This is a genomic window from Actinacidiphila guanduensis, assembly GCF_900103985.1.
GTDB lineage: Bacteria > Actinomycetota > Actinomycetes > Streptomycetales > Streptomycetaceae > Actinacidiphila > Actinacidiphila guanduensis.
In genome coordinates this window covers 69,630-84,067 of sequence record NZ_FNIE01000021.1, presented here as the reverse complement: position 1 = coordinate 84,067, position 14,438 = coordinate 69,630, and the positions used below count along the sequence as shown (strand labels likewise).

11 protein-coding genes are annotated in these 14,438 nt (G+C 74.5%); 10 read left to right on the top strand and 1 reads right to left on the bottom strand.

What is annotated here, in order from left to right:
- Positions 1-421 precede the first annotated feature (421 nt).
- The 9 genes from BLR33_RS31590 (at position 422) to BLR33_RS31550 (ending at position 12,058) form a co-directional block, all read left to right on the top strand.
- The gene (locus tag BLR33_RS31590) at positions 422-2,074 is read left to right on the top strand and encodes a CTP synthase (RefSeq protein ID WP_093788094.1); all 1,653 of its coding nucleotides are present in this window, start codon (positions 422-424) and stop codon (positions 2,072-2,074) included.
- 81 nt (positions 2,075-2,155) lie between these two features.
- On the top strand, positions 2,156-2,788 hold the full coding sequence (locus tag BLR33_RS31585; protein ID WP_093788093.1) for an NUDIX domain-containing protein: 633 nt from the start codon (positions 2,156-2,158) through the stop codon (positions 2,786-2,788).
- 457 nt (positions 2,789-3,245) lie between these two features.
- Entirely contained in the window at positions 3,246-5,603 is a 2,358-nt protein-coding gene (locus BLR33_RS35460) for a hypothetical protein (RefSeq protein ID WP_093788092.1), read from the top strand.
- Between the two features lie 197 nt (positions 5,604-5,800).
- Entirely contained in the window at positions 5,801-6,916 is a 1,116-nt protein-coding gene (gene ald / locus BLR33_RS31575) for an alanine dehydrogenase (protein ID WP_093788113.1), read from the top strand.
- 274 nt (positions 6,917-7,190) lie between these two features.
- Positions 7,191-8,282, top strand: coding sequence for a ParA family protein (locus tag BLR33_RS31570; RefSeq protein ID WP_407639747.1), 1,092 nt, complete (start codon positions 7,191-7,193; stop codon positions 8,280-8,282).
- Positions 8,267-8,896 carry a hypothetical protein gene (locus BLR33_RS31565; RefSeq protein ID WP_245771793.1) on the top strand — a complete coding sequence of 210 codons (630 nt, stop codon included), beginning with the start codon at positions 8,267-8,269 and terminating at the stop codon, positions 8,894-8,896. The genes BLR33_RS31570 and BLR33_RS31565 overlap by 16 nt, the downstream gene beginning before the upstream one ends.
- A gap of 128 nt (positions 8,897-9,024) precedes the next feature.
- Positions 9,025-10,302, top strand: coding sequence for a segregation and condensation protein A (locus tag BLR33_RS31560; protein WP_093788089.1), 1,278 nt, complete (start codon positions 9,025-9,027; stop codon positions 10,300-10,302).
- The gene (scpB, locus tag BLR33_RS31555; RefSeq protein ID WP_093788088.1) at positions 10,299-10,991 is read left to right on the top strand and encodes an SMC-Scp complex subunit ScpB; all 693 of its coding nucleotides are present in this window, start codon (positions 10,299-10,301) and stop codon (positions 10,989-10,991) included. Before BLR33_RS31560 ends, scpB begins: the two co-directional genes overlap by 4 nt.
- Complete coding sequence (locus BLR33_RS31550; protein WP_093788087.1) at positions 10,991-12,058, top strand: pseudouridine synthase; 1,068 nt, start codon at positions 10,991-10,993, stop codon at positions 12,056-12,058. The genes scpB and BLR33_RS31550 overlap by 1 nt, the downstream gene beginning before the upstream one ends.
- Before the next feature lie 169 nt (positions 12,059-12,227).
- Here BLR33_RS31550 and BLR33_RS31545 read toward each other — a convergent pair whose 3' ends face one another.
- Positions 12,228-12,950, bottom strand: coding sequence for a nucleotidyltransferase domain-containing protein (locus BLR33_RS31545; protein WP_093788086.1), 723 nt, complete (start codon positions 12,948-12,950; stop codon positions 12,228-12,230).
- 287 nt (positions 12,951-13,237) lie between these two features.
- On the opposite strand from BLR33_RS31545, the gene BLR33_RS31540 reads away from it, so the two are divergent.
- Entirely contained in the window at positions 13,238-14,323 is a 1,086-nt protein-coding gene (locus BLR33_RS31540) for a prephenate dehydrogenase (RefSeq protein ID WP_093788085.1), read from the top strand.
- Positions 14,324-14,438: the final 115 nt, after the last annotated feature.

Sequence of the window (14,438 nt, the reverse complement as noted above, 5' to 3'; positions counted from 1 at the left end):
TCTTCGCTCCGCCGGTCGGGTGCACGGCGGGGCGCATCCCCGGCGCCCGGCGAAAACCGCTGGCAGGGCCGTCGCGGCGGGCGGCCCGGGTCCGTCATCCAGCGTCGCACACCGCCGGCGGAAGCCAGGACGCCACATCTCCTACGCGTGTCGCACATGATTCCCCCGCGCCTCGCCCACAATTCCTCCACAGGTGGCCTGCCCGTCCGTACCGCCCGGTTGTGTCGTCCTTGCTTCGTGAAGAGTCCGGGCATGTGAAAACTCCGCGACGGACGCCCCCGCCCGCCGCCGGTGCTGCCCGTCGGCGCTGATACCCTGGTAGCCCGTGGGCCGGTGGGCTGAACCACTGAACCGCCGCGACGGCGCTCCCTCCATCCGAGCACCGTCCCGACCCTCACCTCGCGACCACGGGAGCCCCGACTTGGCACTTGCGCCGAAATCCACGACGACCAAGCACATCTTCGTCACCGGTGGGGTGGCCTCGTCGCTGGGCAAGGGCCTCACCGCCTCCAGCCTCGGCGCGCTGCTGAAGGCCCGCGGTCTGCGGGTCACGATGCAGAAGCTCGACCCGTACCTGAACGTCGACCCGGGCACCATGAACCCGTTCCAGCACGGTGAGGTGTTCGTCACCGACGACGGCGCCGAGACCGACCTGGACATCGGCCACTACGAGCGCTTCCTCGACGTGAACCTCGCCGGGTCCGCCAACGTGACCACCGGCCAGATCTACTCCTCGGTGATCGCCAAGGAGCGCCGCGGGGAGTACCTGGGCGACACCGTGCAGGTCATCCCGCACATCACCAACGAGATCAAGTCCCGTATCCGCCGGATGGCCACCGGCGACGTGGACGTCGTGATCACCGAGGTCGGCGGCACCGTCGGCGACATCGAGTCGCTGCCCTTCCTGGAGTCGGTCCGCCAGGTGCGCCACGAGGTCGGCCGCGACAACGTCTTCGTCGTCCACATCTCGCTGCTGCCCTACATCGGCCCCTCCGGCGAGCTGAAGACCAAGCCCACCCAGCACTCGGTGGCCGCCCTGCGCAACATCGGCATCCAGCCCGACGCGATCGTGCTGCGTGCCGACCGCCCGGTGCCCACCGCCATCAAGCACAAGATCTCGCTGATGTGCGACGTGGACGAGGACGCGGTGGTGGCCGCGATCGACGCCCCCTCCATCTACGACATCCCCAAGGTGCTGCACACCGAGGGCCTGGACGCCTACGTGGTGCGCCGCCTCGACCTGCCCTTCCGCGACGTCGACTGGACCGAGTGGGACGACCTGCTCACCCGCGTGCACGAGCCCGCGCACGAGGTCACCGTCGCCCTGGTCGGCAAGTACATCGACCTGCCCGACGCCTACCTGTCGGTCACCGAGGCGATCCGGGCCGGCGGGTTCGCCAACAACGCCAAGGCGCACATCAAGTGGGTCACCTCCGACGACTGCCGCACCCCGGCGGGCGCCGCCGCGGTGCTGGCGGGCGTGGACGCGGTCTGTGTGCCCGGCGGCTTCGGCGACCGCGGCGTGGAGGGCAAGGTGGGCGCCATCACCTACGCCCGCGAGCAGGGCATCCCGCTGCTCGGCCTGTGCCTGGGCCTGCAGTGCATCGTGATCGAGGCCGCCCGCAACCTCGCCGGCATCCCCGACGCCAACTCCACCGAGTTCGACCCCGCGACCGCCCACCCGGTGATCTCCACCATGGCCGAGCAGCTGGACATCGTGGACGGCAAGGGCGACCTCGGCGGCACCATGCGGCTGGGCACCTATCCGGCCAAGCTCGCCGAGGGTTCCCTGGTCCGGGAGGTCTACGGCGACCAGCCCTACGTGGAGGAGCGGCACCGCCACCGCTACGAGGTGAACAACGCCTACCGGGCCGAGCTGGAGCAGAAGACCGGCATCGTCTTCTCCGGCACCTCGCCCGACAACAAGCTGGTGGAGTACGTGGAGTACCCGCGCGAGGTCCACCCCTACCTCGTGGCGACCCAGGCGCACCCGGAGCTGAAGTCCCGCCCCACCCGCCCGCACCCGCTCTTCGCCGGGCTGATCCGCGCCGCGGTGGACCGGCAGAACCGCTGAGGCGGGTGCCCGCACGGCACCATCCGGCCGATCCGGGGCGGCCCGTCCCGGAAGGCCCCCTTCGGAAGGCACAGGGAGACCATGAGCAAGGAGATCGCGGACAGCCCGCAGGAGTGGCGGGTCACGGCCACGTCGACGCCGTTCACCGGGAAGAAGACCGGGGTGCGCACCGACGAGGTGGTGATGCCGGACGGCTCCGTCGTCAGCCGCGACTACCAGGTCCACCCCGGCTCCGTCGCCGTCCTCGCCCTCGACGAGGACGGCCGGGTGCTGGTGCTCAAGCAGTACCGCCATCCGGTCCGGCAGAAGCTGTGGGAGATCCCGGCCGGCCTGCTCGACGTCCCCGGCGAGAACCCGCTGCACGCCGCCCAGCGCGAGCTGTACGAGGAGGCGCACGCCAAGGCCGAGGACTGGCGGGTGCTCGCCGACATCTACACCTCGCCCGGCGGCTCCGACGAGGCGGTGCGGGTCTTCCTGGCCCGCGGCATCGCGGAGGCCGACGGCGAGCGGTTCGCGGTGGAGGACGAGGAGGCCGACCTGGAGCACGCCCGGGTGCCGCTGGCCGAGCTCGTGCGCGGTGTGCTCGCGGGCCAGCTGCACAACAGCTGCCTGGTGGTCGGCGTGCTCGCGCTGAGCGCGGCACTGGCCGGCGAGGGGCTGGACGCACTGCGCCCGGCGGACGCGCCATGGCCGGCGAGGCCGTTCACGGCGTGAGCGCACCGCGGGCCGGGTGACCGCGGGGACGGCCGGCAGCGGGGGAGCGGCAGGGCTGCTCGCGTGACCACCTCCCGCGCCGGAGCGGCAGGCAGGCGCGGCGCGGCGCCCGACCGCTGCGGGGAGCGGCGGGGTCGTGCGCTGGGGCTGCTCGCGTGACCACCGGCCGGGCGGGAGCGGCAGGCAGGCGCGGCTCCCGACCGCTGCGGGAGGGACGCGCCCGGGTCGGCCCGCTGTGGCGTCGGTGTCGGAGGCGGTGACACGCTGCGGGCTGCCCTCGCAGGCCGCCCGCGGCAGTGGCTGGAAAGTGACCGGTGGGCGGGCGGTGCGATGATCCGATGGGGTGATCATTGACCCGTCGGGCCGCGGCGGACCCGGGGGCGAGCGGCACGCGGTGAACTAGGCTCGGTGCACCCCGCTTGCCGGGGCACACCTCTCACCTGCCGGGAGCGCGCCCGTGACGGACCAGGCCCTCGACCCGCGGCGGTCCCCTTCGGGGAACACCGAGGAGGGGACGCCTGCGCCCGGGGCCGTACCCGGCCCGGCCCCGAGCCGCCCTGAGGACGGCCCGCGGGTCCCGCGCAGGCCCGAGCGGGCGCCCGCCGTCACCACCCCCGCCCTGGTACGGCCGCTGCCCGAGGTCCCGGCGCACTTCGTCGGGCGCGAGCGGGAACTGGCCGAACTGCGGGCCGACATCGCACGGCCGGGCCTGGCCCCCCGCGGCGCCCCCGCGCAGCGGGCCCGGGTGCTGCTGGTCGCCGGGCGGCCCGGCACCGGCCGCACCTCACTGGCCGTCCGGCTGGCCCGCGAGGTGGCCGACCACTACCCCGACGGCCGCTTCTTCGCCGTCCTCACCGACGGCGCCGGCGGCCCCGTACCGCCCGAGGACACCGCCCGCGGGCTGCTGCACGCGCTCGGCGCCCGCGCCGAGGCCGCCTCGCCCGACCCGGTGGCCACCTGGCGGGCCGTGGCCACCGGGCGCCGGCTGCTGCTCGTCCTCGACGGCGTCCAGCACGCCGGGCAGCTCGCCGGGCTGCTGCCCGAGTCCGCCGCCGGCCTCGTCGTCGCCACCTCCCACGGGCCGCTGTCCGGCATCCCCGACGTGCGCCCCTGCACTCTGGGCGGCCTGGACACCCCCGCCGCCCTGGCGCTGCTGGCCCGCGGTGTCGGCGACATCAGGGTCACCAACGACCCGCGGGCCGCCGAAGCCCTGGTCCAGGAACTGGCCGGCCACCCCACCGCGCTGCGCATGGTCGGTGCCTGGCTCGCCACCAGGCCGCGCACCTCGCTGTCCGAGACCGCCGCCCTGCTGCGGGCCACCCCGGACACCCCCTTCACGCCTGCCGCCCCTTTCACCGCCCCGGTGCCCGCGCCCGGTTCGCCGGAGCCGGCGGGAAAGGCGGCGGGCACGAAGGCGCCAGGGCCGACCGATGCGTCACGCCCACCCGGCGCACCGGGGCCGGCTGGTCCATCCGGTCCATCCGGTCCATCCGGTCCATCCGGTGCACCCGACTCACCCGGCGAACAGACCAGCGAGCCCACCGCAGAGCAGCGCCCCCGCCCGCCCGCCGCCCCCGGCGAGCTCCTGCGCGCCTTCCGCGTCGTCCACGCCTCCCTCGCGCCCATGGCGGCGAGGATGCTGCGCACCCTGGTGCTCGCCCCCGAAGGCAGCATCGACGACCACACCGCCTCCGCGCTCGCCGGATGCGCCGTGGAGGAGGCCGCCCGCACCCTGGCCGACCTCGCCTTCCGCGGCATGCTCGCCCCCGCGGGTGAGCCGGGCCTGTACCGGGTGCCGCCCTGCCTGGAGCCCCTGCTGCGCGACCTGCTGGCCACCATGGAGCGCCCCCAGGACGTGCGGCTGGCCCGCGCCCGCATGCTGGAGCGCACCGTGCGCCGCCTGGAGTCCTGCCGGCTCGCCCTGGCCCGCGAGCCCGGCGGCGACCTGCCCGCCGTCCTTCGCTTCGCCTCCCCGGCCGCCGCGGCCCAGTGGCTGCGGGCCCGCCGCCCGGTGCTGCTGGCGGCCGCCCGCGCCGCCGTGGCCGACGGCGAACTCGACACCCTGGCCCGCCGCCTGGCCGCCGCCCTGGTGCTCGCCCTGCTGGCCGCCCGGGCGGCCGAGCCCGCCGGCTGGCCGACGGTGGGCGCCGACCGCTACGAACTGCACACCCTGGTGCTCACCGTCGCCGAGCGCCGCCGGCTGCCGCGCGAGAAGGCCGCCGCCCTGATCAACCTCGCCGACCTGGACGCCGAGGCGGGCCGGACCGAGCGCGCCGCCACCGGCTACCGCGCCGCGCTGGACGCCGCCCGCGCCGCCGGGGACACCGAGGCCGAGGGCCGCGTCCTGGAGGCGCTGGGCAGCTCCTACCTGGCGCTGCGCGACCTCAGCCGGGCCTGCGACTGGTTCGGCCGCGCGCTGGCCCTGCGGATGGCCCGCGGCGAACTGCTCGACCAGGCGCGGCTGCACGCCCGTATCGGTGCCACCTTGACCTACCTCGGCCGCTACGACCCCGCGCTGCGCGAGTGGCGGGCCGCGGCCCGCGCGCACCGCCGGCTGGGCGACCCGGCCGCGCAGGCCCGCGCCCTCACCGAGGCGGCCCGGGTCCAGGAGTACGCGGGGCGCCCCGAGGACGCGCTGCGCTCCTGCCGCGACGCCCTCTACTGGGTGCGCCGGGTCGGCGAGCCCCGCCAGGAGGCCGCCGTGCTGCTGCGCCTGGCCGACGTCCTCCAGCACCTCGACGACGCCGAGGGCGCCCGGCTGCAGCGCGAGGCGGCGAGGGCGCTGCTCGGCCCCGGCGAGGCGCCCGCCTTCTGAGTGCGGGCGCCAGCCTACGAAACTGCCAACGCAATCCGTGGAACCCGCCACTTTGTAAGGCTGGACAGCGGCTATTCCTTCACTAGACTGGTGTTCGCCGCACGCAACGCGGTCAGGTCCGACGTGTCGTGCCTTCTCGCACCATGTCAGGACGAACCCTCTCCGGCCATCCTTTGAGCGCAAGGACCGTGATCGACGTGAAGGTGGGCATCCCCCGCGAGGTCAAGAACAACGAGTTCCGCGTGGCCATCACCCCGGCCGGCGTGCACGAACTCGTCCGAGGCGGCCACCAGGTCGTGGTCGAGCAGGGCGCGGGCGCCGGCTCCTCCATCCCCGACGAGGAGTACGTCGCGGCGGGCGCGGGCGTCCTGGACAGCGCCGACGAGGTGTGGGCCGCCGCCGACCTGCTGCTGAAGGTCAAGGAGCCGGTCGCCGAGGAGTACCACCGGCTGCGCAAGGACCAGATCCTCTTCACCTACCTGCACCTGGCCGCCTCCCGCGAGTGCACCGAGGCGCTGCTCGCCTCCGGCACCACCGCGATCGCCTACGAGACCGTGGAGACCCCCGGCCGCCGGCTGCCGCTGCTGGCCCCGATGTCCGAGGTGGCCGGCCGCCTCGCCCCCCAGGTCGGCGCCTACCACCTGATGCGCTCGGCCGGCGGCCGCGGTGTGCTGCCCGGCGGCGTGCCCGGCGTGCGGTCCGGCCGCGCGGTCGTGATCGGCGCGGGCGTCTCCGGCTGGCATGCCACCACCATCGCGCTCGGCCTCGGCTTCCACGTCACGCTGCTGGACAAGGACGTCGACAAGCTCCGCGAGGCCGACAAGGTCTTCGGCAACCGCGTGCAGACCGTCGCCTCCAACGCGCTCGCGCTGGAGCAGGCCGTCCTCGACGCCGACCTGGTGGTGGGCGCGGTGCTCATCCCCGGCGCCAAGGCGCCCAAGCTCGTCACCAACGAGCTGGTCGCGCGGATGAAGCCCGGCGCGGTACTTGTCGACATCGCGATCGACCAGGGCGGCTGCTTCGAGGACTCCCGCCCCACCACGCACGCCGAACCGACCTTCACCGTCCACGACTCGGTCTTCTACTGCGTGGCCAACATGCCCGGCGCGGTGCCCAACACCTCCACCTACGCGCTCACCAACGCCACCCTGCCGTACATCCTCGAACTGGCCGGACGCGGCTGGCGGGAGGCGCTGCGCCGCGACGCCGCCCTCGCCCTGGGCCTCAACGTCCATGACGGGCAGGTGGTTTACGGCCCGGTCGCAGAGGCGCACGGCATGGGCGCACTCGACCTGCAGGCACTGCTCGGCTGACCGGCCGCAGCGGGCCGCGGCACGCCAGGCACCGCCCCGAGCTGCCAACTCCGCCCGAACGGCGGGGTCTTGCCCGCCAAGATCCCGCCGTTCGCGTCGTTACGCCCTTGACAGACCGGTGTTCGCTTCCCCACACGGTGCCGACACATCCTGCCGTGTACGGCGGATTGTGTTGCTGCGGACCACCGACACGCCATAGAGTCGCAAATCGTCGGCTGTAGTCACGCCGACCTGTCTATAAGTTCCCTGGTTGCCCAAGGAGGTCAGACGACTTGTGAATGAGTCGACATTTGCTCCCGGGGGTGGTCAGCCAGGAACGACCGTCGGTTCCGTCGCGGTCCGAACCTTCGAGTCCCGCCGCCCCGACCCCAACGCGGAGCCGCGACCCGCCTACGCCATGACTCCCTATGACGACGAGAACGACGACCTGCAGGACGGTCAGTTCTACGATCCCGACGCGGAGTACGAGCCCGATCCCGAGTACGCCGCCACCCTCGCCCCCGACGCCGCGCGCCAGCGCCGCGAGCGGGTCGGCCCCACCGGCCGGCCGCTGCCGTACTTCCCGATCCCGAACCCGCTGACCGACCACGGCCCGGCGAAGATCGTCGCGATGTGCAACCAGAAGGGCGGGGTCGGCAAGACCACCTCGACCATCAACCTGGGTGCCGCGCTCGCCGAGTACGGCCGCCGGGTGCTGCTGGTCGACTTCGACCCGCAGGGCGCCCTGTCGGTGGGCCTCGGGGTCAACCCGATGGAACTCGACATCACCGTCTACAACCTGCTGATGGAGCGCGGGCTCGCGGCCGACGAGGTGCTGCTGAAGACCGCCGTCCCCGGCATGGACCTGCTGCCGAGCAACATCGACCTGTCCGCCGCCGAGGTGCAGCTGGTCAGCGAGGTGGCCCGCGAGTCCGCCCTGCAGCGCGCCCTGAAGCCGCTGATGGCCGACTACGACTACATCGTCATCGACTGCCAGCCCTCGCTCGGCCTGCTCACCGTGAACGCGCTCACCGCGGCGCACTCGGTGATCGTGCCGCTGGAGTGCGAGTTCTTCGCGCTGCGCGGTGTCGCGCTGCTCACCGAGACGATCGAGAAGGTCCGCGAGCGGCTCAACCCCGAACTCGAACTCGACGGCATCCTCGCCACGATGTACGACTCGCGCACCGTGCACAGCCGCGAGGTGCTCGCCCGTGTGGTCGAGGCGTTCGACGACCACGTCTTCCACACCGTCATCGGCCGCACCGTGCGGTTCCCCGAGACCACCGTGGCCGGCGAGCCCATCACCACCTACGCGTCCAACTCCGTCGGTGCCGCCGCCTATCGCCAACTCGCCAGGGAGGTGCTCGCCCGGTGCCACGCCGAGTGAGTCTGCCGGGCGCCGACGAACTGTTCCGGACCACCGGCGGCGCCTCACTCCAGGCACCCCCGCCCGCCACGCCGCCCCAGGGCGACACCCGGCTGCGGCCGGTGCCCGACGCCGAGCCCGAGGAGGGCGAGGACGGCCCGTCCGGCCGGCCGCGCCCGCGCGACCGGCAGCAGGGTGGCGCGGGCACGCCCGACGAGGAGCACACCGGCCGGGAGGCCGGACCGCCCGCCCCGCGCCGGCCGATCACCGAGCGGCCCGCCGTCTCCGCCGCCTCGGCCGCGCCCGTGGCCACCGCGACGGTCAGCACCTCTCCGGGCAAGCCCACGCCCCCGCCGATCACCGCCACCCCGCAGCCGCCTGCCCCCGCCCGCCGCAAGGCGCCCCGGCAGAACCGCCGGCCCAGCGGCCGCGAGCGGCACGACGAGAAGATCACGGTGTACGTCTCGGCCGAGGAGCTCATGGACCTGGAGCACGCCCGCCTGGTGCTCCGCGGGGAGCACGGCCTGGCGATCGACCGCGGCCGCATCGTCCGCGAGGCGGTCGCGGTGGTGCTGGCGGACCTGGAGTCGCGCGGCGACGCGAGCATCCTCGTCCGGCGGCTGCGGGGCCGGTAGCACCTGCCCGACAGGAAAGCAGCCCGCGGCGGCCCGCGGGATGCGCCGTGCGCGCGGCGGGGCGGCCCCGTGGGCAGCACCCGGGCAGGAGATAGCCTGCTGACCTCGCACCCGCACCCTGGAACCCGATGCCTCCGATGACGCCCGACGACCCCCAGCGTCCCCGCCGCCGGCTGGGACGGGGAGCGAACGCGCCCGGGGGCACTCCGGAGCCGCAACAGGAAGCGGAGCCCGTAGCGGCTGACGAGGCCGAGGCGGTACCCATGCCGGCGGCCCCGGCCGTGACCGAAGGTGGGGCGGCGCCGGAAACCGAGCCGGTGTCCGTGCCGGCGCCCACGCCCCCGCTCGACGCGAAGCCCGCGCCGGTGCCCGCCGCCGGTCCCAGATCCGAGCCCACGGCCGGACCGGAACCGGAGCCGCCGGTCGTACCGGACCCCAGGTCCTCGGCCGTATCGGAACCCGGGCCGGCGACCGTGCCCGGGCCCGCTGCCGCTCCGGACGGCGCCGGGGAGGGGGACGGCCGGGACGACGCCGGGGACGGCAGGTTCACCGTGCGGCTGGCGAACTTCGAGGGGCCCTTCGACCTGCTGCTCCAGCTGATCTCCAAGCACAAGCTGGACGTCACGGAGGTCGCGCTGTCGAAGGTGACCAACGAGTTCATGGCCTACCTGCACGCCATGGGCCCGGACTGGGACCTCGACCAGACCACCGAGTTCCTCGTGGTCGCCGCCACGCTGCTGGACCTGAAGGCCGCCCGGCTGCTGCCCGCCGCCGAGGTGGAGGACGAGGGCGACCTCGCGCTGCTGGAGGCGCGCGACCTGCTCTTCGCCCGCCTCCTGCAGTACCGCGCCTTCAAGCAGATCGCCGCGATCTTCGCCGAGCGCCTGGAGTCCGAGGCGCTGCGCCGCCCCCGCACCGTCGGACTGGAGCCGCAGCACGCCGAGTTGCTGCCCGAGGTCGTGCTCAGCGTGGGCCCCGAGCGGTTCGCGCAGCTCGCCGTCAAGGCGATGCAGCCCAAGCCGAAGCCGCAGGTGTACGTCGACCACATCCACGCGCCCCTGGTGAGCGTGCGCGAGCAGGCCGAGCACGTGATCGCCCTGCTGCGCACGCAGGGCGCCGCCAGCTTCCTGGAACTGACCGCGGACGCGCCCGACACCCTCACCGTAGTCGCGCGCTTCCTCGCCCTGCTCGAGCTCTACCGCGAGAAGGCGGTGGCCCTCGACCAGGAGGAGGCGCTGGGCGCCCTGCAGGTGCGCTGGACCGGCGACGCCGAGGGCTCCGGCGCCCCGCTGGTCACCGACGAGTTCGACCAGGAGACCGCCCCGGCGGCACCGGCCGCGACCGCGGCCGCCGGGGCCGGCGCGGGCACCGACCCCGGCCCGCCCGGGAAGGGAGAGCAGCCATGACGGATGTGACCGACCTCGATGTGACCGAGCTCACCGTGCCGCCCGCGCAGGACGCCGCGCCCGCGGGTCTGCTCGCCACCGCGGAGCTGGAGCTGAAGCCGGCGCTGGAGGCCGTGCTGATGGTGGTGGACGAGCCGGCCACCGAGGAGCACCTGGCCAAGGTGCTGGAGCGCCCCCGCCGGCAGATCGCCAAGGCGCTGCGGGAGCTGTCCGACGACTACACCCGCGAGAACCGGGGCTTCGACCTGCGGCTGGTCGCCGGCGGCTGGCGCTACTACACGCGGCCGGCCTTCTCCCCGGCCGTCGAACGCCTCGTCCTGGACGGCCAGCAGGCCCGCCTCACCCAGGCCGCGCTGGAGACGCTGGCGGTCGTCGCCTACCGCCAGCCGGTCAGCCGCTCGCGGGTCTCGGCGGTGCGCGGGGTCAACTGCGACGGCGTCATGCGCACCCTGCTCCAGCGCGGGCTGGTCGAGGAAGGTGGGACGGAACCCGAGACAGGTGCGATCCTGTACAGGACGACGAACTACTTCCTGGAACGCATGGGCCTGCGCAGCCTCGACGAGCTGCCCGAGCTCGCCCCGTTCCTGCCGGAGGCGGACGCGGTCGAGGCGGACTCCCAGGAGGGACTGCCGTCCTTCGACCCGGACGCGCCCGACGAGCCAGTGACCACTTCGACGACGGAACCTTGATGCGAAGCAGCGACAGGAACAGCGGCGGCAACCGGACCCCCCGGAGCGGAGGCGGCGGGGGAGCCGAGCGACGTGGCGGCGGGCCGCAGCGCCCGCGCAAGCCGCGTCCCGAGGAGCGCCGCTACGACGTGGGCGGCACCGGCCAGTCCGGCGCCAACAAGCCCGGCGGCATGCCGCGCACCAAGAGCGGCGACGGCCCGAAGCCGGGCAGCCGCCCCACCGGGAACCGCTCGCGCGGCGGCGCGGCCCGCCCCCGCGAGCTGGACGCGCAGATCGAGGAGCGCAACCGCGAGCGGCACAGCAAGCCGCAGCCGAAGCTGCCCAAGACCTTCCCCGGCGCCGAGCAGGAGGGCGAGCGGCTGCAGAAGGTGCTGGCCCGGGCCGGTATGGGCTCGCGGCGGGCCTGCGAGGAATTGATCGAGCAGCGCAGGGTCGAGGTCAACGGCCGGATCGTCACCGAGCAGGGCCTGCGGGTGGACCCCGAGCACGATGAGGTGAAGGTCGACGGCCTGACGGTGGCCACCCAGTCGTACCTCTTCTTCGCCCTCAACAAGCCGGCTGGCGTGGTCTCCACCATGGAGGACCCCGACGGGCGGCAGTGCCTGGGCGACTACGTGACCAACCGCGAGACGCGGCTGTTCCACGTCGGGCGGCTGGACACCGAGACCGAGGGCATCATCCTGCTCACCAACCACGGCGAGCTGGCCCACCGCCTCACCCACCCCCGCTACGGCGTGAAGAAGACGTACCTGGCCGCCATCCAGGGCCCGCTGCCGCGCGACATCGGCAAGCAGCTGAAGAACGGCATCGAGCTGGAGGACGGCTGGGCGCGCGCCGACCACTTCCGGATCGTGCAGAACACCGGCAAGAACTACCTCGTGGAAGTCACCCTGCACGAGGGCCGCAAGCACATCGTGCGGCGGATGCTCGCCGAGGCCGGCTTCCCGGTGGACCGCCTGGTGCGCACCAGTTTCGGCCCCATCCCGCTGGGCGACCAGAAGTCCGGCTGGCTGCGCCGGCTGACCAACACCGAGGTCGGCATGCTGATGCGCGAAGTCGACCTGTGAGCCGCTGACAAGCCGCTGACGAGCCGGTGAGGAGCCCACGCCGGGGCCGGTACCGGCCGCGGGTGACGCGGTCCCGATCCGCCGCCGTGGAGGCCGGACCTCGCCTCCCTGGCGGCGACCTGGCATCCAGGGAGCCCGGGCGGCGCGTCCATGGCGTCTTCCATGGCGGCTAGACGGGATGCGACGCCAGGGGTGCCGCGCTCAGGGCGCGGGCGCGGACCAGGAAGTCCTCGACCCGGGCCCGGTCCGGCGCCTCCGGCAACGGCGTACGGGCCACCTCCCGGTCGCACTCCTCGTGCAGGTCGCGCACCCAGGAGCGCACTTGCGCCCAGGGCACCTCGCCATGCCCGACGGCAAGGAGGCGGTCCCGCTGCGCACCGGCGTCGATGTCCATGCGCCCGGTGCGCAGGGTGTCGCGGCAGCAGGTGAGGACCCGCAGCAGGTGCAGGGCGGCGCCCCAGCGGGGGACGCCGTGGTCGCGGATGGCCGCCTCCGCGGTGCTCAGCAGGCGCGCCGCCTGAGCGCGCAGCGAGGCGTCCACCCGGCGGGAGAGGAAGGCGTCCCGCAGGCCGAGCAGTTCGCGCCCCGTGGCGTCGGCATGCTCCACCAGCGGGGAGTGCAGGCATTCCAGGACGCCGAGGTGGCCGCGCAGCGCGAGGGTGCAGAAGCGCTCCAGCTCCCAGGACGCCTCGTCCGGGCGCGGTCCCACCACGTGCGCGGGGGGCTTGTCGAGCCGCCAGAAGAGGGGCGCCGGGGCGGCGAACACCCCGCGTCGCACCTCAGGGCCGCCGGCGTCCGCGAGGCCGAAGGCGCGCAGGCCCGTCACGCACGCGTAGACCGTGTGGTCCCTGACCAGCGCGTGGCCCGGCTCGTCCTCCAGCGCATCGTGCATGGGCCCGATTATCGCCAGAGCATATGAACCGCCGCCCCTGTTTCACCGTTTCGCGCGGGCTGCCGGCCGGGCGCCCCAGGGGCCGGGCCCGCCGCCAGGGCGCCGTCTTGGTCCGCGGGCGCGCCCCCACGGGTGGGCCGGGCGTCGTTACGCTTGCGACCGTAGGACGCGCACGACCGGCCCGGCACCGTAAGACCCCGTGCCGCCGGGTGTGCGCGCTGCACCCCCGACCAGCCCCACCCGTTCGACCAGCCCCCGACCAGCCCCCGACCAGCAAGGACGCCCCCGTGAGGACCGCACTCGTCATCGGCACCGGCCTGATGGGCACGTCCGCCGCCCTCGCCCTGACCTCCCGGGGCGTCGAGGTGCACCTGTACGACCACGACGAGTCCGCAGCCCGCACCGCCGCCTCCCTGGGCGCGGGCACGGCGGGCCTGCCCGCGGAGCCGGTGGACCTGGTGGTGGTCGCGGTGCCGCCCGGGCACGTGGCCGCCACCCTGGCCGACGCCATGGCGCGCGGCCTGGGTAGCGGGTACCTGGACGTCGCCAGCGTCAAGGGCGGCCCGCGCCGCGACCTGGCCGCCCTGGGGTGCGACCTCGCCCGCTACATCGGCACCCACCCGATGGCGGGACGGGAGCGCTCAGGACCGCTGGCCGCCACCGCCGACCTCTTCGAGGGACGCCCCTGGGTGCTCACCCCGACGCCCGAGACCGACACCGAGGTGCTCAACCTCGCGCTGGAGCTGGTCGCCCTGTGCCGGGCCGTCCCGGTCGTCATGGACGCCGACGCGCACGACCGGGCCGTCGCCTTGGTCTCCCACACCCCGCAGCTGGTCTCCAGCATGGTGGCCGCCCGCCTGGAGCATGCCGAGGAGGCCGCGGTGCGGCTGTGCGGCCAGGGCATCAGGGACGTGACCCGGATCGCGGGCTCGGCCCCGGGCATGTGGATGGACATCCTGGCCGCCAACCCCGGCCCCGTCGCCGACGTCCTCGCCGACCTCGCCACCGACCTCGCCGAGACCGTGGCGGCCCTGCGCGCCCTGCAGTCCGCGGACGACGACAAGCGGCGCGGCGGCGCGGCCGGCATCGAGGACATCCTGCGCCGCGGCAACGCCGGCCGCGCCAAGGTCCCCGGCAAGCACGGCACCGCCCCCAAGGCGTACGAGACCGTGGCCGTCCTCATCGGCGACCAGCCCGGCGAGCTGGCCCGGCTCTTCGCCGACGCGGGCGCCGCCGGCGTCAACATCGAGGACGTGCGCATCGAGCACTCCACCGGGCAGCAGGCGGGCCTGGTCGACATCCTGGTCGAGCCGCGCTCGGCCCCGGTGCTCACCGCGGCGTTGCGGCAGCGCGGCTGGGCGCTGCGCCAGTAGCGGTGCGGCCCGGCGGTCCTCCGCGGCCGTCCGCTGCGACCGGCAGTGCCCCACGGCCGGTAGCCTTGGGGGATGGCATCCGGCCCCGCCGCAGTGCCACCACCCCGCTCCCGTG

What these genes read in the sequence shown, in the direction of transcription:
- BLR33_RS31585 (WP_093788093.1), top strand. Translation starts at nt 2,156, where the DNA reads ATGAGCAAGGAGATCGCGGACAGCCCGCAGGAGTGGCGGGTCACGGCC.
- BLR33_RS31560 (WP_093788089.1), top strand. Translation starts at nt 9,025, where the DNA reads ATGCCTCCGATGACGCCCGACGACCCCCAGCGTCCCCGCCGCCGGCTG.
- scpB (WP_093788088.1), top strand. Translation starts at nt 10,299, where the DNA reads ATGACGGATGTGACCGACCTCGATGTGACCGAGCTCACCGTGCCGCCC.
- BLR33_RS31550 (WP_093788087.1), top strand. Translation starts at nt 10,991, where the DNA reads ATGCGAAGCAGCGACAGGAACAGCGGCGGCAACCGGACCCCCCGGAGC.
- BLR33_RS31545 (WP_093788086.1), bottom strand. Translation starts at nt 12,950, where the DNA reads ATGCACGATGCGCTGGAGGACGAGCCGGGCCACGCGCTGGTCAGGGAC.